This is a genomic window from Streptomyces sp. NPDC048057, from assembly GCF_040653095.1.
In the GTDB taxonomy this organism is placed as follows: Bacteria; Actinomycetota; Actinomycetes; order Streptomycetales; family Streptomycetaceae; genus Streptomyces.
In genome coordinates, this window is the sequence record NZ_JBEZNF010000014.1 from 188,443 (window position 1) to 210,026 (window position 21,584).

The window sequence follows — 21,584 nt, forward strand, 5'->3', positions numbered from 1 at the left end:
GTGGTGGGCCTGTCGCGCAGTTCCCCGCGCCCCTAAATGCCCACGCCCTGCGGGCGCAGGGGGCGGAACTGCGCGGGGCTACGGCGGGTATGTCAGGCGGCGCGCGGGAGCTACGGGTGGAGGGCGTCGCCCTCCCGGGGCTGCGGGGGCGCGGGGTTGCGCGCAGGAGCAGCGGTAGGAGGGCCGCTTGGGCGGCGGCGAGCAGTCAGAAGTGGGGCGCGCCGAACCGACGGATCACGTGCGGTCAGGGCGCCGTCAGGGGGCGTACGGTCGTCGCCGCGCTCCACGCCCGGTGCTGCGCCAACTCCGCCGTGGGCCCCTCCGCCAGCACCATGCCGGTGCAGCCGCGCTGGTCGTCGACGGCGGCGACGGCGTCCCCGGGCGCCCGCACCGGGTACCACTCCACCCGGCCGGGGAACGCCGCAAGGCCCTCAAGCCCCCGCCACCCCGTGAGGACCCCGGGCCGGTCCGCGTACACCAGGACGAACGCGACCGCGGGGCCCTCGCGCCCCGCGGTCGCCGGTGCGTCCAGGAGCGCGGGCCGGACCCCGAGGGTGATGTCCACCAGCGCCTCGTACACCGCGTTGCCGTAGGAGCGGCACAGCGCCTCGCCGATCAGCGCGCCGCCGATGCGCCGGTTGACCTCGACGAGTTCGGGGCCGTGCACGGTGAGGACGAACTCCACGTGTGCGAAGCCCTGGTCGTGGTCGGCGACGGCCAGCACCTCCGCCACCCAGGCGGCGATCCGCTCGCCCTCGTGCGGCGGCAGCGCGACGGGGAAGGCCGCGGCCTCCTCCCGTACGGCCGGGGTGCGGGAGGTCTGCCGGCTCGTCACGCCCAGCAGCCGCGTCTCGCCCTTCCACGTCAGCGTCTCCGCGCTGTACAGCGGGCCGGCGAGGAACGGTTCGGCGAACAACGTCCCCTTCATTCCGGTGGTGGCCGCCGCGTCGAGCGCGGCGCGGCGCTCCGCCTCGTCGTGCACGATCCACACGGCGCGGGACGACGTGCCGGCCGAGTCCTTGAGGACCGCGGGCAGTTCGACCGTGGCGGGGTCGTCGGACGCGGTGCCCCGGCTGAGGCCGGCGCGGTACAGCTTGCGGCGTACGAGCGACTTGTCCCGCAGCCCGCGCACCGCGGCCGGGTCGGGGCCCGGCAGCGCGAACTCCGAGGCGAGGTCGGCGGCCGGGACGCTCCACGTGTCAGTGGTGTTGACCAGCCCGGCGAGGTCGGGCACGGCGGCCAGCGCGCGCCGCACGGCGTCGAGGTCGGTGGTGTCGACGTCCACCACGGTAAGGGCGTCGGGGGCGACGGCGGCCAGCTCGTGCCGGTAGACCGCGCGGTCACCGGTGAAGAGGTGGAGCGCGTGGCCGGCTGCGGACGCGGCGCGGGCGAGGCGGTCCAGGCCGAAGGAGAGGGCTTCGAGGGCGACGATCGTCATGGGACGTTCCTGGTGCTCGTAGTGCCAGTAGGGCCGGTGGCGCCAGTAGTGCCGGTGGTGGCGGTGGTGCCAGTAGTGCTGGTGGCGGTGGTGCTTGTGGATCCGGCGGTACGTGAGGGGGCGACGGGGACGCGGGCCGCGGGCGGCGCCGGGCGGGCCTCCCACTCCATCACCGCCCACGGCGGCGCCAGCTCGCCGAGGTCCGCGATCCGCTGCGGACGCAGGGTCCGCGGATCCAGCGCCTCGGCGTGCCGGGCGAACACCCGCTCCGCGTACCGGTGTCCGGTGTCGGCGCCCAGCACCAGGTGCGTCGTCCCCGTGGGGCCCTGCTCGGCCTCCCAGCGCGCGACGAGGTGCGCGGCACCGGTCGACAGGCCCGCGAAGACGGCGTGCCGGCGCAGCAGTTCCACCGCGCCCGCCATGGCGTGCCGGAAGTCCAGCCAGTGCAGGGTGTCGTACAGCTCGTGCCGTACGTTCCCGAACGGGATGGAGCTGCCGATGCCGGCGATGATGGCCTCCGGGTCGCTGAACCGCTCGCTGCCGAAGGTGACGCTCCCGAAGGGCTGGACGCCCACCAGCCGCACCTGCCGGCCGCCGGCACGCAGCGCCCGGGTCAGCCCGCCGGTGGAGGAGCCGGTGCCGACCGCGCCGACGACGGTGAGCGGGCCCGGCGGCAGCGCGGCGGTGACGAGGTCGGCGAACTCCTGGTAGCCGGCGTAGTGGACCGGGTCGTGGTACTGCCGCATCCAGTGCACGTCGGGGCGGCTGTGCAGCAGCTCCCGCACCCGGCGCACCCGCCGCTCCTGGTCGAGCCGCAGGTCGTGGGAGGGCGGCATCTGCTCCACCGTCGCGCCCAGCACGTCGAGTTGGGCCCGCATCGTGGCGTCCACGGTGGTGGAGGCGACGATGTGGCAGTGCAGTCCGTAGCGGTGGCAGGCCATGGCGAGCGCGAGGGCGTAGATGCCGCTGGAGCTGTCGACCACGGTCTGACCGGGCGCGACGCGGCCGGACTCCAGCAGGGTGCGCACGGCGCCCAGCGCCGCGTACACCTTCATCGTCTCGAAGCGGGCGAGGACGACCGAGTCGGCGAGGCGGACGAAGGCGGGGTCCTTGAGGGCGTCGGTGATGTGCTCGTGCACGGTGGCGCGCGCCGCGGCGAGCTCGGGTGTCACGGGTGAGGGCATGGTGAGGGGGGTCTCCTCAAGCAGGGTGGGGGAGGGGCCCGACAGGCCCTAGGCGGCGGGCGTGCGGCCCACGACGACCAGGCGGCGGGCGTGCTGGTCGTACGGACCGCCGTCGAAGTCCCCGTACGTCGCCACGGAGTCGAAGCCGGCCGCGCGGAAGAGGTCGTGGAGTTCGGCGGCGCTGTAGAGGAAGGAGTGGATGGCGGCGGTGCGGGCGTTCTCGCCGCGCACCAGCGTCCAGTCGGTGCGCAGCCGCCGCCAGCTGTCGAGGACGGTGTCGCGCTGGACGACGTACGAGCCGTCGGGGAGGTCGACGACCTGGGGGCGGCCGATCCAGCCGGCCAGCACCTCCTTGCCCATGACGTCGACGACGAGCCGGCCGCCGGGCGCGAGGCTGCGCCGGGCGTTGCGCAGGACCTGGAGGTTGTCGGCGGGGTCGGCGAAGTAGCCGAAGGAGGTGAAGACGTTGAGGACGACGTCGTACGCGCCGGGGCGCACGTGGTGGAGCATGTCGGCGCGCAGCAGTTCGGCGGTGACGCCGGCGTCGGCGCAGGCGGTGCGGGCCCGGGCCAGCATCGGCTCGCTCAGGTCGACGCCGGTGACGTGGTGGCCGCGACGGGCGAGCGGGACGACGAAGAGGCCGGGGCCGCAGCACAGGTCGAGGACGCGCGAGCCGGGCGGGAAGTCGAGCAGGGCGGCGTCGGCGACGAGCGCGGCGACGGAGTCGGCCCGGGCGGCGGAGAACATCGTGGGCGCGAAGTCCACCCAGAGCGTGTCGTCCGCGTACCACTCGGGCGGGGCCTGGGCCGCTGCCCGGGCCTCTTCGTGGTCCTGGACCTCGGCCCGGCCTTGGGGGTGGGGCACCACGTCGACCTCCTGGGAACCGTACGTCTGCGTCCTCGTCCGTCCCTGCAGTGGTCGTACCGTAACGCCGGGGAGTTCCCCGCGTGCCCTGCGAACCGCGCTCCGGCGGTCCTTCGGTGGTCCCTCCGGGGGTCCCTTCAGTGGTCCTTTCGGCGGTCCCTTCAGGGGCCGAAGGCCCGCAGCGTCGCGTCGACGAGGGAGTCGGCGTACGCGGGCGTCAGCGGGCCGCTGCGGTGCAGCCACCGCTGGAAGAGGGGCGCGTAGAGCACTTCGAGGGCGAGGTCGAGGTCGGCGTCGGGGTGGAGCTGGCCGGCTCCTTGGGCGCTGCGCAGGCGCGTCTTCTTCGCCTCCTCCAGCGGCCGGGCCAGTTTCTCGCGGTACTCGGCCGCCAGCTCGGCGTCGGCTGCGACCTCGGTGTTGAGGGCTCGGATCAGCTTGTCGAAGGCGGGGTCGGTGAACTCCTCGACGGTGGCGCGCATGACGAGCTTGAGGTCGGCTTCCAGGTCGCCCGTGTCCGGCAGCGCGACGGACCCGGCGTCCGCGCCCTCGCTCAGCGCCAGGAGGGCGGCGAAGACGACCGCGCTCTTCGAGGGCCACCGCCGGTAGATCGTCTGCTTGCCGACGCCGGCGCGGGCGGCGATGGCCTCGACCGTGACCTTCTCGTACGGCTCCTCGGCGACCAGCGCGCGGGTGGCCGCGAGGATCGCCTGCCGGGAACGCTCCCTGCGCCGGGAGTGGTCCGGCCCCTTCTCGTTGGACATGCGCTCACCCTAGTGGAAGAAAAACGAGACGCACCGTTTCGCTAAGTCCCGGCGATGCCTTAGGCTTCCAAAGAAACGAGACGCATCGTCTCGTTTTCTGAGGTGGCCCATGGTGGCTGGAAGTGAGGCGCAGTGTCGAAGTCGAGGATCTGGTTCATCACCGGCGCGTCCCGCGGCCTGGGCAGGGCCTTCGCCGAGGCCGCCCTGGCGGCCGGCGACCGGGTGGTGGCCGCGGCCCGCAACGTCGAGCCCCTGGAGGAACTCGCCGATCAGCACCCCGGTCGGCTCGTGCCGCTCGCGCTGGACGTCGCCGACCGCGGGGCCGTGTTCGACGGGGTGGAGCGGGCGGCAGCCGCGTTCGGCGGGCTCGACGTCGTCGTCAACAATGCCGGCGGAATGCTCTACGGCATGGTGGAGGAGGCCACGGAGGAGCAGATCAGGGCGCATCTGGACGTGAACTTCTTCGGTGCCGTGTGGGTGGCGCAGGCGGTCCTTCCCCATCTGCGGGCCCGAGGCGGGGGACGGCTCCTCCAGGTCACCTCGATGGGCAGCGGCGGCGGCATGGCCACCGTCGGCTTCTACGGCGCGGGGAAGGCCGCGCTGGACTCGGTCAGCGAGGCCCTGGCGATGGAGGCCGAGGGGTACGGCGTCAAGGTCACCATCGTCCAGATGGGCGGCTACAACACCGGCCTGTTCACCACCGGCACCACGAACACGGACCCCCTGCCGGAGTACGCGGCGCTGCGGACCCGGATGGAGGAGATGTGGGGCGACGCCGTGGCCCCGGAGCCGGCCACCGCCGCGCCGGCCGTCATGGAACTGGTCGCACTGCCGGACCCGCCCCGGCGGTTGATCGTCGGCAGCCAGTCCTTCGACCACGTCCTGGAAATGGGCCGGGCGCAGACGGACGCGTACCGATCCTGGGAACACCTGAGCCGCCTCGCCCCGGGGTAACCGACGCGGGGCCCCTGCGCGGGTGGGCTGGTCTCCGCGGCCAGCCACCCGCCGGGTTGTGGGCGCCCTCGTTGCGTACCCCTTACGGCGCCGTCGCGCCCGCCAAGGCAGTGCCCCTACCGCAGGGGCGGGCGCTCCGGGGCGACCCGGGCGTTGTCGGCCGCCGCGCGGCCCTCCGTCCAGCCGGCCTCGTCGCTGACGCCGCGCACCCGGGTCGAGGTGGTGCGCGGGAACATCGCCTCGGTCGTGGCGGCCACCGCGACCTCGCGCGTGGCGAGCACGGGCAGCAGGTCCTCCGGGGCGGCGACGGCCGCGGCGGTGGACGTCAGGCGCTCGCCGACGCGGGCGGCGTAGGCGGTCAGGAAGGACTGCCGGAACGTCTTGGTGCGCTTGCGGCCCCCGGCGCGCTGCGCGGCCTCGGCGCGGGTCATCGCCGCGTTCCCCTGGACCAGGAGCGAGGTGTAGAGCACCTCGACGGAGTCCAGGTCGGACGCGAAGCCGACGACCGTGGAGAAGCCGAAGTCCTCGCTCCACACGGCCCGGCAGCGGTTGGCCTCCGCGACGGCGTCGAGCAGGATCGCCTTCGCCGTCTCGTACGGCGCGTCGACGCCGATGCGGCAGGCCGCGGGGCCGGCCGTGGTCGCGGACGGCCCGGTGAGGGTGTCGGGGTCGACGCTGTGCCGGGCCGCCAGCTCCTGCGCCTTCGCGCTGAGGGCCTCGGCCTCCTCGGGGTAGTCGGTGGCCTCCGCCTTGGCGAGCAGTGCGCGTATCCGGGTCAGGGTGCGGCTCTCGCCCGCGGGGAGCGGCCCGCGCGGGACGGCGGCCGGGGAGCCGCCGGGGACCGGGTCGACGGGCTCGATCGAGGGCAGGTGCAGCAGCAGGCGGTACAGCTCCAGTACGGCCGTGGCGTACGAGAAGCGGTCGGGCGCCCGCCACGGCGGCACCGCGTCCGGCGCCAGCTCGGCGAGTTGGGCCGCCCAGCGGGCCGGGAGCGCCGCGGGCGGGTAGCGGTCGGCCTCGGACCTGATGAGGGCGGCGACGGCGCGGACGTGGTGGTCTTCGAGGTCGCGGCGGACCAGCCGCACGACGTCCGCGGGCTGCCAGCCGCGTTCCCACGCGCCGCGCAGGAAGCCCTCGCCGCGGCGGGTCAGCTCGGCGTCGACCGCTTCGTCGGCGGGGTCGGCGGCGAGGCGGGAGGCGGCCGTGTCGAGCGCTGCGTCCACGCCCTTGCGCGGGGCGCGGGCGTACAGGGCGGTCGCGAAGGCCGCGTCGACGGCGGAGGGCGGTGGGGTCTGCTGGCTCATGGGTGTCAGGGGTACGTACGGTACGGGCGGGTCAGGTGGTGCGTACGGACTGCTTCGCGCGCTCGTACGCGGGGAGCACGGCTTCGTGCTCCGCGTCGTCCATGGCGTCCACGGCGATGACGACGACGCCGCTGGGCGTGCCGACCGCGAGCGCGCGTTCCTTCTCGGTCTCCTCGGTGACGGCGCTGGTGCCGAGGTAGGTCACTTCGACGGCCGGCAGGGCGCCGGCCTTCACCTCACGGTAGACGACCTGCTCGCGCTTCTCGTCGGGGACGTCGGCGACGAAGGCTTCGAGGGCGGCGCGCGGGTCCTCGCCCGGCAGGGAGCCGGTCCACACGCGCAGGAAGCCGGTGGCGCCGCTGGGGCGGGCGTCGAGTTCGCAGGCCAGGGTGACCGTGCCCTGGACGCCGATCGCCGCCCCGGCCTCGCCCTCCAGCTTGACGGGCGCCACCTTCCAGTCGGCGGGGGCGTCGAGGGTCACGGGGAGGGGGCAGGGGCCGCCCTTGGCGCCCACGCTGTGGACGGGGCCGGTCGCGGCGGCGGATTCCGTGCCCGAGGCAGAAGAGGGGGCGGCCTTGCCCGACGGCTCGGCTTCGGTGCCGCAGCCGCTGAGCAGGGCGAAGGCGAGGGGCAGTGTGGCGAGCCCGCCGATTCTTCGCGCGGTCCCGTTCGCGTACGTCATGAAAACCCCCTGGATCCGTCCACTGGCAGGAGGTGATCCTAGGTCCAGACAGGACCTAAGCGGGTCGACGGGGGCCGCGGAGAGCAGGAGGCTGCAAGGTGGGCGAGCACAAGGACCGGATGCTGGCGGGCGACTGGTACCTGCCCGGCGATCCGGACTCCATCGAGGACATCAAGCGCCGCATCGAGCTGTGCGCCCGGTACAACGCGATCCCCTGGGGGTCGCGCGAGGAGCGGGCGGCGATCCTCAAGGAGCTGTTCGGTTCGGTGGGCGAGAACGTGCGGATCCGGCCGCCGTTCGAGTGCGACTACGGCACGTACATCACCATGGGCGACAACGTCTTTGTGAACGTGAACGCGGTCTTCCTGGACGCCGCGCCGATCACCATCGGCTCGGACGTCCAGATCGGTCCCAACGTGCAACTGGTGACGCCGAATCACGAGCTGGACCACGAGCGCCGTCGGGCGGGCTGGGAGCGGGGCGAGCCGATCACGATCGGGGACAACGTCTGGCTCGGCAGCGGGGTCGTCGTCTGCCCGGGCGTGACGATCGGGGAGAACACGGTCGTGGGCGCCGGGTCGGTGGTCGTGAAGGACCTGCCGGCGGGGGTGCTGGCGGTGGGGAACCCGGCGCGGGTGGTGCGCGAACTGCCCTGAGAGCGCTGCGTTCGGGGCGATGTCAGACCCGGGTGCGAGACTCGGCGCATGGCTGAACGGTGGGCCGTGGCGGCGGTGGAAGGGGGCGGGGCACGGCTCGTCCCCCTCCGCCCCGACGGGCTGCCCGCGGGGCCCGTCGTCGAGGAGCCCGACCTCGCCGCCGCGGTGCGCTCGCGCCCCGAGGTCGGCCGCTGGGTGTGGCGGTCGACGGCCGAGGCGTATCCCCGGCTGCTCGCGGCCGGCGTCCGCGTCGAGCGGTGTTACGACGTCGAGGCGGCGGAAGCGCTGCTGCTGGGGCACGAGGGGCGGCTGGGGGAGCCCCGCTCGGCCGCGGCGGCGCTCGCCCGGCTGCACCGCCAGCCGGTGCCGCCCGATCCGCCGCAGCGGGCCGCCGAGCCCGGGGCGCAGTCCTCGCTCTTCGAGCCGGAGCCGGTGGCCGTGCCGCTGGAGTCACTGCTGGAGGTGTACGCGGAGCAGCAGCGAAGACACGGGGCCGCCGAGCACCCCGGGCGGATGCGGCTGCTGACGGCCGCCGAGTCCGCCGGGATGCTGGTGGCCGCGGAGCTGCACCGCGCGGGGCTGCCGTGGCGGGCGGACGTGCACCGCGGCGTGCTGGACGAGCTGTTGGGCGAGCGGTACGCGGGCGGCGGCGAGCCGCGGCGCCTGGCGGAGCTGGCGGACGAGGTGTCGGCGGCGTTCGGGCGGCGGGTGCGGCCGGACCTGCCGGCGGAGGTGGTGAAGGCGTTCGCGGCGGCGGGCGTCCGGGTGCGGTCGACCCGCCGGTGGGAGCTGGAGGAGGTCGACCACCCCGCGGTGGCGCCCCTGCTCGCGTACAAGAAGCTGTACCGGATCTGGGTGGCGCACGGCTGGAGCTGGTTGCAGGACTGGGTGCGCGACGGCCGGTTCCGCCCGGAGTACCTCCCCGGCGGCACGGTCTCCGGCCGCTGGACGACGAACGGCGGCGGCGCGCTCCAGATCCCCAAGGTGATCCGGCGCGCGGTCGTCGCCGACGAGGGCTGGCGGCTGGTGGTCGCCGACGTGGACCAGATGGAGCCCCGGGTGCTGGCGGCGATCTCCCGCGACCCGGGCCTGATGGAGGTCGCCGGACACCCCGGCGACCTGTACACGACCCTGTCCGACCGGGCGTTCTCCGGCGACCGCGAGCAGGCGAAGCTGGCGCTGCTCGGCGCGGTGTACGGCCAGACGTCCGGAGACGGCCTGAAGAACCTGGCGGCGCTGCGGCGGCGCTTCCCCGCGGCGGTGGCGTACGTGGACGACGCGGCCCGCGCCGGCGAGGAAGGCCGCCTGGTGCGCACGTGGCTGGGCCGGACGAGCCCGCCGGCGGCGGGGGCGGGGGACGACGACGGCGAGGCGGGCCTTCCGCAGGAGGCCCCGGCCGACCCGGCCGGCGCGGGCACCGGCGCCTCGGAGAGCGGTTTCGTCCCCGGCTACGCCTCGACGAACGCGCGGGCGCGGGGCCGCTTCACCCGTAACTTCGTCGTCCAGGGCAGCGCCGCGGACTGGGCGCTGCTGCTCCTCGCGGCGCTGCGCGGCGCGACGGCGTCGATGCGGGCGGAGCTGGTCTTCTTCCAGCACGACGAGGTCATCGTGCACTGCCCCGAGGACGAGACGGACGCGGTCACCCGCGCGATCGCCGCATCGGCGGAGCTGGCGGGCCGGGTCGCCTTCGGCGACACCCCGGTGCGGTTTCCCCTGACGACGGCGGTGGTGCGGTGTTACGCGGACGCGAAATGAGGAGGCGGTGCGGGTGCGGGTGCTCCGCGTGCGGGTGATGGTTCCGCCGTCGTGCTGCGGGTGCGTTGGTCTCTGCGGCCCGGAACTGCGCGGGCAGGTCCCACCGGGCTGAGGGCGGCACGAGTGCTGAGCCGGCACGGCGGGGTCGCGCCCGCTGACACGCAGGCAAGGGCACACGCATCGCTCCGGCTCACGGAGTGACGATCGGGAAGTCCGGGTCGCCCGGGTCGAGGAGGGCGGCGAGGGTGGCGAGGACGGAGCGGTCGCCGTCGATGCGGATGCCGGCGCCGTCCAGCCGGTCCGGCGTCAACGGGCCGGCGACCAGGGCGGGGAGGGCCGTGGTGGTGGTCGTCAGGGTGACGTCGGCGTCGCCGCGCTGGGGCGCCGCGGTGTGGGTGAGCACGCCGTTGGCGAGGCGGAGGCGGTACCGGGCGTCGGTGCCGGGGGCGGCATCGGTCAGCCGGACGTCGATGGTGAAGTCCTCGTCCCACGCCTTCGGGCCGTCGATCTGGACGGCGAGGGCGTCGAAGAGCTTCGGCAGGCTGAGGTTGGCGATGATGTCGGCGGACGCGGCGACGGTCGGAGTGCCGAACCGCCCGTCGCGCAGTTCGGTCGCGCCCGACAGGTAGAAGTTGCGCCAGGTGCCGTTCTCGGCTCCGTAGCCGAGCTGTTCGTACGTGTCGGCGAGCAGTTCGCGCGCCGCGGCGTGGTCGGGGTCGGCGAACACGACGTGGCCGAGCACTTCGGCCGCCCAGCGGAAGTCGCCGGCGTCGAACGAGCCGCGGGCCTTGGTGACGACCGCGTCGGCGCCGCCCATGAACTCGACGTACCGCTTCCCGGCCGCGACCGGCGGGTGCTGCCACAGGTGCGCGGGGTTGCCGTCGAACCAGCCCATGTAGCGCTGGTAGATCGCCTTGATGTTGTGGCTGGCCGAGCCGTAGTAGCCGTGGGTGCTCCAGGCGTTCTCCAGCGCGGGCGGCAGCCTGAGGTGTTCCGCGATCTCGGCTCCGGTCCAGCCCTTGTTGATCAGGCGCACGGTCTGGTCGTGGAGGTACGCGTACAGGTCGCGCTGGACGCTGAGGAACCGTACGACGCGGTCCCGGCCCCAGGTCGGCCAGTGGTGTGACGCGAAGGCGACGTCCGTCACGTCGCCGAAGAGGTCGATCGCCTCGGTGAGGTAGCCCGCCCAGCCGTGCGGGTCGCGGACCACCGCGCCGCGCAGGGTCAGCAGGTTGTGCAGCGTGTGGGTGGCGTCCTCGGCGGTGCACAGCGCCCGCAGGTCGGGGAAGTGGATGAGCATTTCCGCCGGCGCCTCGGAGTCGGGCGCCATCTGGAACACCATGCGCACGCCGTCGACGACCTCCTCCTGACCGGTCGTGGTGACGTCCACGGTCGGCGGGACGAGGGTGACCGTGCCGGTCGACGTCGTCTGCCCGAGGCCGGCGCCGAGCTGGCCGCGGGGGCCGCGGGCGAGGGACGCGCCGTACATGTAGGCCGCGCGGCGGCCCATGGCGGTGCCCGCGTACACGTTCTCGGAGACCGCGTGTGCCAGGAAGCCCTCCGGCGCGAGCACCGGCACCCGGCCCGCGGCCACGTCCTCCGCGGTGGTGACGCCCTTGACGCCGCCGAAGTGGTCGACGTGCGAGTGCGTGTAGACGACGCCGGTGACGGGGCGGTCGCCGCGGTGCTCGCGGTAGAGCGCGAGGGCCGCCGCCGCGGTCTCCACGGAGATGAGGGGGTCGATGACGACGACCCCCTTCTCGCCCTCGACGAACGTCACGTTCGACAGGTCGAAGCCGCGGACCTGGTAGATGCCGTCGACGACTTCGTAGAGGCCCTGCTGGGCGACGAGCCGGGACTGGCGCCACAGGCTCGGGTTCACGGTGTCGGGGGCGTCGCCGCTCAGGAAGGCGTACGAGTCGCCGTCCCAGACCGGGGAGCCGTCGTCAGCGGTGACGACGTTCGGCGTGCGGCGGGCGATCAGGCCCCGTGCGGCGTCCTCGAAGTCCTGGGTGTCGGAGAAGGGCAGTCGGTCCTGGAGGTCGGCCTGCTGGTGCACGATCGCCGGCCGGGCCCCGTTGGGCGTGGATGACATGGCTCCACACTTCCATTTCCTGGGATCTTGCGCATTTTGCACCCATGCCTCATGCGCCTTGTGGACCCCGTGCACCCCGTGGACCCCGTGCACCCCGTGGGCGTCACTCGAAGGTCAGCACCTCGCTGACCGGTCGCCGGTGGGTCGACGGGCCCATGGGCCCGTACCCCAGACGGATCACCATGTGCACGTGCCCCATCGCCGTCGCCGGGTCCCGCACCGCCCACCGCAGGTCGCTCCACTCCAGCGCCTGCGAGGCCACCGACGTCGCCAGGCCGTCCAGCGTCGCCTCCAGCAGCACGCGCTCCATCGCCTGCCCTGCCCGCAGCCAGTCCACGGGGCGGTCGAACGCCGTGCCCAGCAACGCCAGTTGCGGCGACTCCTCGAAGACCGCCCACTCCCGTACGTACGTGTCGTCCGGTGACTCGAAGTCCCGCACCGGCGCGCCTCCCGAGCGGCTGCGCGGCCCGAAGGCGTACCGCGGGACGCCCTCCTCGCCGACGTCCTCCCGGCCCGGGCCCTCGGTCCAGCGCGCCGTTTCCTCGCGGTGCGCCGGCTCGGCCTGTTCGCGGTTCATCGCCTCGCCGCTGAGTTCGAGGATGGTCCTGCGGTGGAAGGCGTCGGGGAAGGCGAGCCGGGCGCCCTCCAGGAGTGCGGCCCGGCGCACCACGTCGAGCAGGGACTCCTCGATCCGCTCGTCGCGGAAGGGCGCGCGGCTGGTGTGGCGGCGCCGGAGCGCGGGGTGGAGCTCGGCGAGTTCGTCGTACGACTCGGGGGGCCGGCGCACCAGCTCCACCTCGGCCAGCAGATCGGGGTCCGCGGGGTCCGGCAGCAGTCGGGTGACCGGGTCCCAGCCCGCGTGCACCGCGGCCACCCGCAGGTTGAAGACGGCCGCGGCGCAGCCGATGTGGAGGGCCCGGCCCTCGGGGTCGGCCTGCGGCATCGCGCGGCTGCGGTCGGCCCGCATCCGGAAGGTGCGGGTCGCCGGGGTGAAGCGGAAGCTCCAGGGCTGGGCGTTGTGCATGGACGGGGCCAGGGTCGCGTCCTCGATCAGGGACGTGATCAGGGCGGTGTCCAGCGGGCGCGCCTCGGGCAGTGCGGTGGGGGTGGGGTGCACGGGCCGGCTGCTTCCTCTGGGGGGTGGGTCTGTCCCTTCAGGGTTCCGGTTGCCCCGCCTACAAAGGAGGGCCAAAAGTCTGATATCACCTTTAAACATAAGAAAAATATCTTTTACTGCTTTTTGCTGGTGAGGTCCGGTGGCCGGGACGGGCGGGGACGGCGGTCCCCGGGGAGACTGGTCGGTGAGGGGGCTACGCAGCCCTCGGCCTTCGGCCCCGTGAGGAGGTGCTCGATGGCAGCCGGGGACGTCGGCATCGGCAACGACGACGGCAAGGACAACGGCCACGGCCACGGCAAGGACACCGACAACAGCCGGGGGAGCGGTGACACGGGCCGGGTGCGCGAGGGCGTCATCCGCCTGCTGAACAGCCCGGACTCGCAGAGCCTGCTGATCACCGCGCTGGAGCTGGGCCTGGCCGGCATCGGCGCGTACGGAGGGTCCGTCTTCGTCGCCGACGAGGACGGCTGGCTCCGGCTCGCCGGCTACCGCAGCACCAACGAGGAGGTCATCCGGCGCTTCCCGGTGATCGCCCCGGACTCCTCGCTGCCGCTCGCCGTCGCCGTGCGCGAGAAGCGGCCCGTCCACGGCGTCTCGGACGACCTGGTCGAGCGCTATCCGGACCTGGCCGGGCTCCAGGAGAAGGTGCACTTCGTGGTGATGCCGCTGCTGGTCGACGACCGCTGTCTGGGCGGGCTGGTCGTCCAGTACGACCGGCCGGGAGCGCTGACGCCCGAGGACCACCGGCTGCTGACCATGATCACGGAGGTGTGTGCGCACCGGCTGGAGCACCTGCTGATGCAGGAGGGCGCGGAGCGGGCCGCCGCGGCGGCCGGCGGGGACGCCCCCGCGTCGGCGCCGGCGGTCGGGGACGCGCCCGCCGGCACGGCCGACCTCCAGGAGTTCCAGCGCCGTAGCCAGAGCCGTCGCACCCGGCTGGAGCTGGCCATGTCCCGCGGCAACATCGGCTCCTTCGAGTGGGACGTCTCCTCCGGCATCGTCGTCGCCGACGAGCGCACCATCCGTCTCTTCGGCTTCGACCCCGACCGCTTCGACTCCCTCGTCACCACCTTCCTGACCGCCGTCCACCCCGACGACCTCGACAAGCTCCTCGCCACCGTGGAGAAGAGCAAGCGGGAGGGCGAGCACCACGCCGTCCACCGGGTCGTGTGGCCGGACGGCTCGATCCACTGGTTGGAGTCCAAGGGCAGCATCGAGTACGCGCCCGACGGCGAGCCGGCCCTGATGGTCGGCGTCGTCTGGGACTGCACCGCGCAGCGCGAGCGGGTGTCGCGCCGCGAGGCCCGCCGGGAGTTCGTCCTCAAGGTCACGAACTCCTTCGCCTCCGCGCTCTCCACCAGGGACGTGCTCGACACCATGACGGAGACGGTCCTGCCGGAACTCGGCGCGACCGCCCTCGCCCTCCACATCGAGCACGAGGGCCGGCTGCTGCTCGCCGGCGCCGTGGGCTACCCCGAGACCACCATGAGCCGGCTGCGGGTGATCGGCACGGTGGCGAACAACCCGATGGCGGAGGCGCTGCGCGCGGGCCATCCGCTGTTCTTCGGCTCCCGCGAGGAGTACCTGGAGCGCTTCCCCGATCCGCGGCTGCGGCCCACCGAGTGCCACGGCGCGTTCGTCTTCCTGCCGCTGGCCTCGGCGGACGGCACGGTCGGCACCTGTCTCATCTCGTACGAGCAGCCGCGGCAGTTCACCCACGACGACCAGATCATCACCGCCGCGATCGCGGGCATCCTCACCCAGTCGCTGGCCCGCTCCCGGCTGTCGGACCTCTTCCGGCGGCGGATGACCGAGCTCCAGGAGCTGATGATGCCGCGGGCGCTGCCCCGGCTCCCCGGCTTCGAGATCGCCGCCCGCTACCTGCCGGCCGCCGAGGGCATGCAGGTCGGCGGCGACTGGTTCGACCTGCTGCCGCGCGAGGACGGCGGTGCCTCGCTGGTCATCGGCGACGTCGAGGGCCACAGCGCGCAGGCGGCCGGGGTGATGGGGCAGCTGCGCACGGCCCTGCGGGCGCACGCGTACGACGGCTACCGGGCCGAGCACCTGATGGCCCGTGGCAACCACACCCTGTGGGGCCTGGACACCGACCGCTTCGCGACCTGCTGCATCGTGGACGTCTCGCCGCGCGCCGGCCACCTCCAGGTCGTCCGGGCCGGCCATCCGAGCCCGCTCCAGGCCGAACCGGACGGCACCGTCCACGAGTTGCCGTCACCCGGCGCGCTGCCGCTCGGTTACGCGCCCACCGACCGCTACCCCGTCTTCCACGGGCAGCTCCAGCCGGGCGCCGCGCTGCTGCTGTACACCGACGGCCTGGTGGACACCCCGGACCGGCCGTACGAGCAGGCCGTGGCGGAGGTGTCGGCCGCGCTGTCGCAGTGGATGACCCGACCGCAGCACGGCGGCACGGACCGGCAGGGCGACCTGGAGGCGCTGGCCGACGCCCTGGTGTCGAGCGGCCGGGCGGCGAACGGCTCGACGCACCCCGGGTACGACGACGTGGCGGTGTTGCTGGTGCGACGCACGTCGTGGGAGTCGGGCCCGGTGCGGATGGTGGGCTGAGCACCGCACGAAGTGCCGCCCGTCCGCGCCGCGTTCCCTATCGCACACCCTCCCCCGTCCCCGGGCGGAAACGCCCTTTTCCCCCGTACGGCCGCCGGCGGGCGAGCAGGGTGGCGGGTGCCGGGTGTACGCACTAGCGAGACGGGGTGGCTCGTATGACTCACCAGAAAGCCGGAGCGACACGGATCACGGAAGCCGTGGGGGGAGCGGGAGGGGGACCCGCGGGGGACTCCGAGCAGCACGACGAGAAGCAGCCGGAGCGGTCCAAACAGCCCGAGAACCAGGACGAGAAGCGCCACCAGCAACCCCAGCAGCACAAGGGGCACAAGGGGAAGCAGTCCCACCGATCCCAGCAGTCGGCTGAGAAGGGCCGCGCACCCGACTCCGAGGAGGAGGTTTCGGAGTCCGAACGGCTCCTCTTCGGCGGCCCCCTGCGCTACGAGGCGGGCTGGAGCACCCACGACGGCTCGTTCCTGGCGCTCGGCCTGCGCGCGATGGTCGCCCGACTGCCGGGGCTGGTCGCCACCACCATCCGACTGGCCCACCGCGCCGACCCGCGCGCCCTGCGCCAGGTAGCCGGCGCGGAGTTGGGCAGCGGCATCGCGCAGGCCGTCGGCCTCGTCGCGGTCAACGGGGTCCTCGTCCACCTGCTGGCCGGCGGCTCGACCGGGGACCGGCTGCACGCGGCGCTGCCCGCGCTGGTCGTCGTCGCGTTCGCCGGGCTCGTCGGCGCGCTGCTGCGGTCGGTGTCCACGGCCGGGACGGGCCGGCTGGAGCCCAAGGTGTTCCGGGTGGCGACCGAGGAGTACCTGGAGCGGGTCGCACGCGTCGAGTTGGCGGCGGTGGAGGACGAGCAGTTCCACAAGCTGCTGGACTCGGCGCAGTGGGGCGCGGAGTCGGCCCGCCGGATGATCCGCTTCTGTACGTCGGTGGTGAACGCCGGCATCTCGCTGGTCGCGGCGGCCGGGGTGCTCACGATCCTGCACCCGGCGCTGCTGCCGCTGCTCGCGCTGATGACGCTGCCCAGCGCGTGGAGTTCGCTGACGATCGCCCGCCGCCGGTACGTCTCCTTCCACACCTGGGTGCAGCACGCGCGCGCCGGCCAGCTCCTCGGCCGGCTCCTCATCGACGCCCAGGCGGCGCCGGAGGTGCGGGTGCACAACATCGGCCCGTTCCTGCTCAAGCACTTCCGGATGATGGCCGAGACGGGCGAGCGGGAGCAGACCCGGCTGGCCGGCCTCGCCGCCCGTACCGGACTGATCGCCTCCGGCTGGACCGGGCTGGCCACCGCCGCCACGTACGCCACCCTCGGCGCACTGCTGTGGACCGGGACGATGGACCTGGCGGTCGCCGGCACCGCGGTCATCGCCATCCGCACCGGCTCGTCCAACCTGGACGCGCTCGTCGTCCAGCTGAACTACCTCTACGAGGAGAGCCTGTTCGTCTCCGACCTCGGCACGCTGTGCGCGGAGGCGGACCGCCGGCTGATCCCCGCGACGGGCCGGCCGCTCCCCGCCGAGGTGCGCGCCGTCCGCTTCGAGGACGTCACCTTCACGTACCCCGGCGACCACGGCACGCCCGCGCTCCAGGGCGTGAACGTCACCATCCCCACCGGCCGCATCATCGCCCTCGTCGGCAACAACGGCAGCGGCAAGTCCACGCTCGCGAAGCTGCTGTGCGGTCTGTACGCGCCCGACGCGGGCCGGGTGATGTGGGACGACGTGGACGCGGCGGAGGCGGACCGGGCCGAGCTGTTCGACCGGGTCGCGGTGGTGGCGCAGGACTTCTTCCGCTGGCCCTTCACCGCCCGGGTGAACGTCGCCATCGGCCGCCCCGACGCGCCCTGCGACGACGACCTGTTGGACGCGGCGGCGGCGTACGCGGGGGCGGACGAGACCGTGACGTCCCTCCCGCGCGGCTGGGACACCCTGCTGGCCCGCGGCTACCGCGGCGGCCACCAGATCTCCGGCGGCCAGTGGCAGCGCCTCGGCATCGCCCGCGCCCGTCACCGCGACGCCCGGATCATGGTCGTGGACGAGCCGACGAGCGCGCTGGACGCGGAGGCGGAGCAGCGGATCTTCGACCAGATCCGGGCGCTGGCGGCGGAGGGCCAGACGGTGGTGCTCATCACCCACCGGCTGCACAGCGTCCGGCACGCCGACGAGATCTACGTGCTGGAAGGCGGCCGGGTCGTGGAGAACGGCTCCTTCGCGGAGCTGATGGCGCAGGGGTCGGAGGGCACGTTCCGCCGGATGTACCTGGTGCAGTCGCGCCAGTACGCGTACGAGGAGGAGACCACGGCGACGCCCGCGGAGCCCCCTGCTAGTACAGTGTTCTAGAGAGTGGAACATTGGCCGAGAGGGTGGAGGACCGATGGCGATCGACGAGGTCATGGCCGAGTTGGAGCGCGCCTGGAACGCGGCCGACGGCGCCGCGTGGGCGGAGCAGTTCGAGGAGGACGCGGACTACGTGGACGCGCTCGGACGGATCCAGAAGGGCCGGGCCGTCATCGCGGCCGAGCACCAGAAGATCCTCGACACCGTCTACCGGGGCAGCCGGCTGCGGATGCGGCTGCTCTCCAGTCGCGCACTGGGCGACGGCGTGGAGCTGGTGCACAGCGCGACGACGCTGGACGTGCCGGCCGGTCCGCGCGCCGGGCAGTGGCACTCCGTCCAGACGCAGCTCTTCCGCGACGGGCGCGTGCTGGCCTTCCACAACACCCTGCGGACGGACGTGGCCGACTTCTCGGAGCGGGACGAGGAGTACGCGCGACTCTCCCCGTTGGACTGGCAGGCGCAGAAGCGGGCCTAGGCCAGGGCCTCAGGCTTGGGCTTGGGCTTGTGTGCGGAGAAGGTGAGGCCGTCGCTCACGCGCAGCGTGATGTCGACGTACCCCAGTGTCTGGAGCCGGACGAGGAACGCGGCCGGCTCCAGCGGGTTGTAGACGTCGCCCTCGTGGAACTCGTGCAGCTCGTGGCTGGGCAGGCTGTCCGCGCCGACGAGCACGCCGCCCGGTCGCAGGACCCGCAGGACCTCCGCGAGCAGCTGGTTCTGGAGGGCGACCGTCGGCACGTGGTGGAGCATCGTGAAGGACGCCGCCGAGTCGAACGACGCGTCGGGGAACTCCAGCGAGACCCCGCTGCCCTGCCGGATCTCGACGTTCGTGCCCGCGTAGCGCTCGGTCAGCAGCGCCGCGGCCTCGGCTTCGAGTTCGACGGCCACCAGGCGTTCGACCCTGGTGCGCAGCCATTCGGTGGCCGCGCCGGGGCCGGGCCCGACTTCGAGCAGCTCCCGCCCAAGGTCGGCGCGGGCGACGGCGACCGGCAGCACGTCGCCCTGGAGGAAGGCGGCCCACTCGGGGGTGGCGCACAGCTCGTGGTTCTTGTTCATGACGACCACGCTAGGGAGCGGCGCGGCCGTCTTGAAGGCCGTACGCTTCCACGTCATGTCGCGAGACGGACACGGTGAAAACGGCGGGGCGCCGGTGGTCATCGGGACGTTCCCGATGCCCGCGGGCACCCGGTTCGGCCGGCACACCCACACCGTGCACCAGCTGGCGTGGGCCTCCCGCGGCACCCTCACGGTGCACGCGCGGGGCCGCACCTGGGTGCTGCCGACGACCCGGGCGCTGTGGATCCCCGCCGAGGTGCCGCACGAGGTGGTCTCGGCGAGCCACACCACGATGACGTCGCTCTATCTGAACGCGGCGCCTCCCGTGCCGGGGCCGTGGACCGCGCCGCAGCCGGTCGAGGTCACCCCGCTGATAGCCGAGCTGATCCACTACGTTAACGGTGCTCCCACGGACGGCTCTCGGCGCGCCGACGCCGACAGCCTCGCGCACGGCCGGGCACTCCTGCTCGGCCTGCTCGAACCGGTGCCGGTGACCACCCTCGACACCCCGCTGCCGACCGATCCGCGCGCGGCCGAAGTCGCCCGGGCGCTCCTCGACGACCCGGCGTCCGCCCGTACGCTCGCCGCCTGGGGCCGGTGCGTCGGCGCCTCCGGCCGTACGCTCGCCCGGCTCTTCCTCGCCGAGACCGGCATGCCGTTCGGCCGCTGGCGCACGCTGGCCCGGCTGAACGCGTCCCTGCCGGCGCTGGCCGCGGGCGAGCCGCTGCACCGGGTGGCGTCGGCGGTCGGCTACGAGACGGTGAGCGCGTTCGTCGCCGCCTTCCGGCGCGAGACCGGCGTCACCCCGGGCCGCTACTTCACGTCGGCGCGGAACGCCCGCCGGTAGGCGCCCGGCGTGGTGCCGAGGGCGTTCAGGAACCGTCGGCGGAGGTTGGTGGCCGAGGACAGCCCGACGCGCCGGGCGACGGCGTCCAACGGCAGGTCGGAGCCCTCCAGCAGCTCCCGGGCCGCGGCGATCCGCTGCCCCAGGAGCCACTGCCCCGGGCTGGTGCCGAGCTGCTCCGCGAACCGGCGCGCGAGCGTGCGCTGCGACACCCCCGCGTGCGCGGCCATCGCATCCAGGTCCACGGCCTCGCCGAGCCGTTCGGCGGCCCACTCCAGCAGCGGCGCGAGCGAGCCGTCGAACCGCCCGGGGTCCGCCGGCGCCGCGTACTGGAGCTGCCCGCCCTCGCGGTGCGGCGGCATCACCATGTTCCGTGCGACGTGCGCGGCGTACCGGGCGCCCTGGTCCTCCCGTACGAGGTGCAGGCACAGGTCGACGCCGGCGGCGGAGCCCGCGCTGGTGGCCACGTCACCGTGGTCCACGTACAGCATGTCCGGATCGAGCCGTACGGCCGGGAAGCACGCGGCGAAGTCCGCCGCGCGATCCCAGTGGATGGTGGCCCGCCGCCCGTCCAACAGCCCGGCGTGCGCGAGCACGAAGGCGCCGGAGCAGATGCTGACGATGCGCGCGCCGCGCCCGTGCGCCCGGCGCAGGGCCCGCACGAGCGGGTCCGACGGCGGCTCGGTGGTGGGCAGCCAGCCCGGGACGACGACGGTGTCCGCGCGGTCCAGCGCCTCCAGCCCGGCCGTCACGAACATGTCGTACCCGGCGCAGGTGGGGACCGGCCCGGGGTGCTCGGTGCACACCTCGAAGGCGTACCGGACCGGGAGTCCGGGCCGTACGGTCCCGAACACCTCGGCGGTGCAGGCGAGTTCGAAGGTCGACTGGGGCGGGTGGACGAGGGCGGCGACGCGGTGCACGGCAAGAAAGTACCCCAGGATGTCATTTCTGACACTCGGAGGGACGGCCGGCGGGCGGCAGGCTGATCTCCATGACGACGACCGACCAGCCCGAACACGCAAGGGCCGACGAGACAGCACCCACCACGAGGGCGGGCGGAACCGGCCCGGACACGCCCGGATACGTGTGGTCCACCGTCCAGGACGCACCCGTGCACGAACTCTTCCCCGGCATCCGCCAGCGCCCGCTGTGGCGCGGCGAGCGCGGCGCGTCGGCGCAGGTGCTGGAGATGGACCCCGACAGCCGCTGGGAGGGCATCGACGTCCACGACCCCGGCCCCGAGGAGGTCTACGTCGTCTCCGGCGTCTTCAACGACGGCCACCGCGACTACCCCGCGGGCTCCTTCATCCACGCCCCCGCCGGCTCCTCGCACGTCCCGCAGACGACGACGGGCTGCACGCTGTTCGTCTTCTACCCCGAGGGCTGACGGCGCCCACCTGTCACAAAGCCCCGGGCTGCGTCGTCACGGAGGTGTAGCCACCTGACGAAGGAGCACACCATGGACGCACGACTGGACCTCCTCACCGCCCCCGGCGCCGACAAGGTCCTCAAGCAGCTCATGTCCGCGGGCCGTTCGATGAAGGAGACCTCACCCCTGCCGCCCGCACTGCAGGAACTGGTGGCGCTGCGCATCAGCCAGATCAACGGCTGCGCCACCTGCGTCGACATCCACACCAAGGAAGCCACCGCCGCCGGCGAGACCCCGCTGCGGCTGCACCTGGTCGCGACGTGGCGCGAGGCCACAGTCTTCACCGAGCCGGAACGCGCCGCGCTGGAACTGGCGGAGCAGGGCACCCGCATCGCGGACGCCCCCGTCGGCGTCAGCGACCCCATCTGGTCCCGCGCCGCCGAACACTTCGACGAGGCGGAACTGACCAGCCTGGTGCTCACGATCGCGTTCATGAACGCGGCGAACCGGATGAACGTCATCACCCGGCGCCCGGCGGGCGATTACGTGGCCGGGCAACTGGGCTGAACGCCGGCCGGGACGGGTCACCGTG

At 73.7% G+C, this 21,584-nt stretch carries 19 protein-coding genes; 9 read left to right on the top strand and 10 right to left on the bottom strand.

Annotated features, from left to right (window positions below; translation table 11 throughout):
- Nucleotides 1-244 precede the first annotated feature (244 nt).
- From AB0E05_RS18700 to AB0E05_RS18715, 4 genes are all read right to left on the bottom strand, one after another.
- Complete coding sequence (locus tag AB0E05_RS18700; RefSeq protein WP_361964664.1) at nucleotides 245-1,438, bottom strand: ATP-grasp domain-containing protein; 1,194 nt, start codon at nucleotides 1,436-1,438, stop codon at nucleotides 245-247.
- On the bottom strand, nucleotides 1,435-2,622 hold the full coding sequence (locus AB0E05_RS18705) for a pyridoxal-phosphate dependent enzyme (protein ID WP_361964666.1): 1,188 nt from the start codon (nucleotides 2,620-2,622) through the stop codon (nucleotides 1,435-1,437). Before AB0E05_RS18705 ends, AB0E05_RS18700 begins: the two co-directional genes overlap by 4 nt.
- Nucleotides 2,623-2,670: 48 nt before the next feature.
- Nucleotides 2,671-3,369, bottom strand: coding sequence for a class I SAM-dependent methyltransferase (locus tag AB0E05_RS18710; protein ID WP_361964724.1), 699 nt, complete (start codon nucleotides 3,367-3,369; stop codon nucleotides 2,671-2,673).
- A 278-nt stretch (nucleotides 3,370-3,647) separates the two neighbouring features.
- Complete coding sequence (locus AB0E05_RS18715; RefSeq protein WP_361964668.1) at nucleotides 3,648-4,247, bottom strand: TetR/AcrR family transcriptional regulator; 600 nt, start codon at nucleotides 4,245-4,247, stop codon at nucleotides 3,648-3,650.
- Between the two features lie 132 nt (nucleotides 4,248-4,379).
- Between AB0E05_RS18715 and AB0E05_RS18720 the strand changes: the two genes are divergently transcribed.
- Nucleotides 4,380-5,201 carry an SDR family NAD(P)-dependent oxidoreductase gene (locus tag AB0E05_RS18720; RefSeq protein WP_361964670.1) on the top strand — a complete coding sequence of 274 codons (822 nt, stop codon included), beginning with the start codon at nucleotides 4,380-4,382 and terminating at the stop codon, nucleotides 5,199-5,201.
- A gap of 116 nt (nucleotides 5,202-5,317) precedes the next feature.
- Here the strand turns inward: AB0E05_RS18720 and AB0E05_RS18725 are convergent, their stop codons facing one another.
- Together AB0E05_RS18725 and AB0E05_RS18730 are read right to left on the bottom strand one after the other, a co-directional pair.
- Nucleotides 5,318-6,505 (bottom strand): DUF2786 domain-containing protein, encoded by a 1,188-nt coding sequence (locus tag AB0E05_RS18725; RefSeq protein ID WP_361964672.1) that lies wholly within the window; start codon nucleotides 6,503-6,505, stop codon nucleotides 5,318-5,320.
- Between the two features lie 31 nt (nucleotides 6,506-6,536).
- Nucleotides 6,537-7,187 (bottom strand): lipoprotein, encoded by a 651-nt coding sequence (locus AB0E05_RS18730; RefSeq protein WP_361964674.1) that lies wholly within the window; start codon nucleotides 7,185-7,187, stop codon nucleotides 6,537-6,539.
- A 98-nt stretch (nucleotides 7,188-7,285) separates the two neighbouring features.
- Here AB0E05_RS18730 and AB0E05_RS18735 point away from each other — a divergent pair, with 98 nt between their 5' ends.
- Nucleotides 7,286-7,843: a sugar O-acetyltransferase gene (locus AB0E05_RS18735; protein ID WP_361964676.1), complete on the top strand. Its 558-nt coding sequence runs from the start codon at nucleotides 7,286-7,288 to the stop codon at nucleotides 7,841-7,843.
- 48 nt (nucleotides 7,844-7,891) lie between these two features.
- Nucleotides 7,892-9,598, top strand: a complete 1,707-nt coding sequence (locus AB0E05_RS18740; RefSeq protein WP_361964678.1) for a bifunctional 3'-5' exonuclease/DNA polymerase — start codon at nucleotides 7,892-7,894, stop codon at nucleotides 9,596-9,598.
- 190 nt (nucleotides 9,599-9,788) lie between these two features.
- On the opposite strand, the gene AB0E05_RS18745 is transcribed toward AB0E05_RS18740, so the two are convergent.
- Both AB0E05_RS18745 and AB0E05_RS18750 read right to left on the bottom strand, forming a co-directional pair.
- Entirely contained in the window at nucleotides 9,789-11,693 is a 1,905-nt protein-coding gene (locus tag AB0E05_RS18745; protein ID WP_361964680.1) for an alkyl sulfatase dimerization domain-containing protein, read from the bottom strand.
- 103 nt (nucleotides 11,694-11,796) lie between these two features.
- Nucleotides 11,797-12,810, bottom strand: coding sequence for a nitroreductase (locus AB0E05_RS18750; protein WP_361964682.1), 1,014 nt, complete (start codon nucleotides 12,808-12,810; stop codon nucleotides 11,797-11,799).
- Nucleotides 12,811-13,044: 234 nt separating this feature from the next.
- Between AB0E05_RS18750 and AB0E05_RS18755 the strand changes: the two genes are divergently transcribed.
- The 3 genes from AB0E05_RS18755 (at nucleotide 13,045) to AB0E05_RS18765 (ending at nucleotide 18,201) form a co-directional block, all read left to right on the top strand.
- Nucleotides 13,045-15,390 carry a SpoIIE family protein phosphatase gene (locus AB0E05_RS18755; protein ID WP_361964684.1) on the top strand — a complete coding sequence of 782 codons (2,346 nt, stop codon included), beginning with the start codon at nucleotides 13,045-13,047 and terminating at the stop codon, nucleotides 15,388-15,390.
- A gap of 494 nt (nucleotides 15,391-15,884) precedes the next feature.
- Nucleotides 15,885-17,729, top strand: a complete 1,845-nt coding sequence (locus AB0E05_RS18760; protein WP_361964726.1) for an ABC transporter ATP-binding protein — start codon at nucleotides 15,885-15,887, stop codon at nucleotides 17,727-17,729.
- 34 nt (nucleotides 17,730-17,763) lie between these two features.
- Nucleotides 17,764-18,201, top strand: a complete 438-nt coding sequence (locus AB0E05_RS18765; protein ID WP_361964686.1) for an SgcJ/EcaC family oxidoreductase — start codon at nucleotides 17,764-17,766, stop codon at nucleotides 18,199-18,201.
- Here AB0E05_RS18765 and AB0E05_RS18770 read toward each other — a convergent pair.
- Nucleotides 18,198-18,779 carry a class I SAM-dependent methyltransferase gene (locus AB0E05_RS18770; protein WP_361964688.1) on the bottom strand — a complete coding sequence of 194 codons (582 nt, stop codon included), beginning with the start codon at nucleotides 18,777-18,779 and terminating at the stop codon, nucleotides 18,198-18,200. The two genes, AB0E05_RS18765 and AB0E05_RS18770, sit on opposite strands and share 4 nt — an antisense overlap.
- 55 nt (nucleotides 18,780-18,834) lie before the next feature.
- Here AB0E05_RS18770 and AB0E05_RS18775 point away from each other — a divergent pair, with 55 nt between their 5' ends.
- Nucleotides 18,835-19,626, top strand: coding sequence for a helix-turn-helix transcriptional regulator (locus AB0E05_RS18775; RefSeq protein WP_361964690.1), 792 nt, complete (start codon nucleotides 18,835-18,837; stop codon nucleotides 19,624-19,626).
- Here AB0E05_RS18775 and AB0E05_RS18780 read toward each other — a convergent pair.
- On the bottom strand, nucleotides 19,593-20,543 hold the full coding sequence (locus AB0E05_RS18780) for a helix-turn-helix domain-containing protein (RefSeq protein WP_361964692.1): 951 nt from the start codon (nucleotides 20,541-20,543) through the stop codon (nucleotides 19,593-19,595). The two genes, AB0E05_RS18775 and AB0E05_RS18780, sit on opposite strands and share 34 nt — an antisense overlap.
- Nucleotides 20,544-20,614: 71 nt before the next feature.
- Here AB0E05_RS18780 and AB0E05_RS18785 point away from each other — a divergent pair, with 71 nt between their 5' ends.
- Nucleotides 20,615-21,010 carry a cupin domain-containing protein gene (locus AB0E05_RS18785; protein ID WP_361964694.1) on the top strand — a complete coding sequence of 132 codons (396 nt, stop codon included), beginning with the start codon at nucleotides 20,615-20,617 and terminating at the stop codon, nucleotides 21,008-21,010.
- A 72-nt stretch (nucleotides 21,011-21,082) separates the two neighbouring features.
- Entirely contained in the window at nucleotides 21,083-21,559 is a 477-nt protein-coding gene (locus AB0E05_RS18790) for a carboxymuconolactone decarboxylase family protein (protein ID WP_361964696.1), read from the top strand.
- The last annotated feature ends 25 nt before the right edge of the window (nucleotides 21,560-21,584 follow it).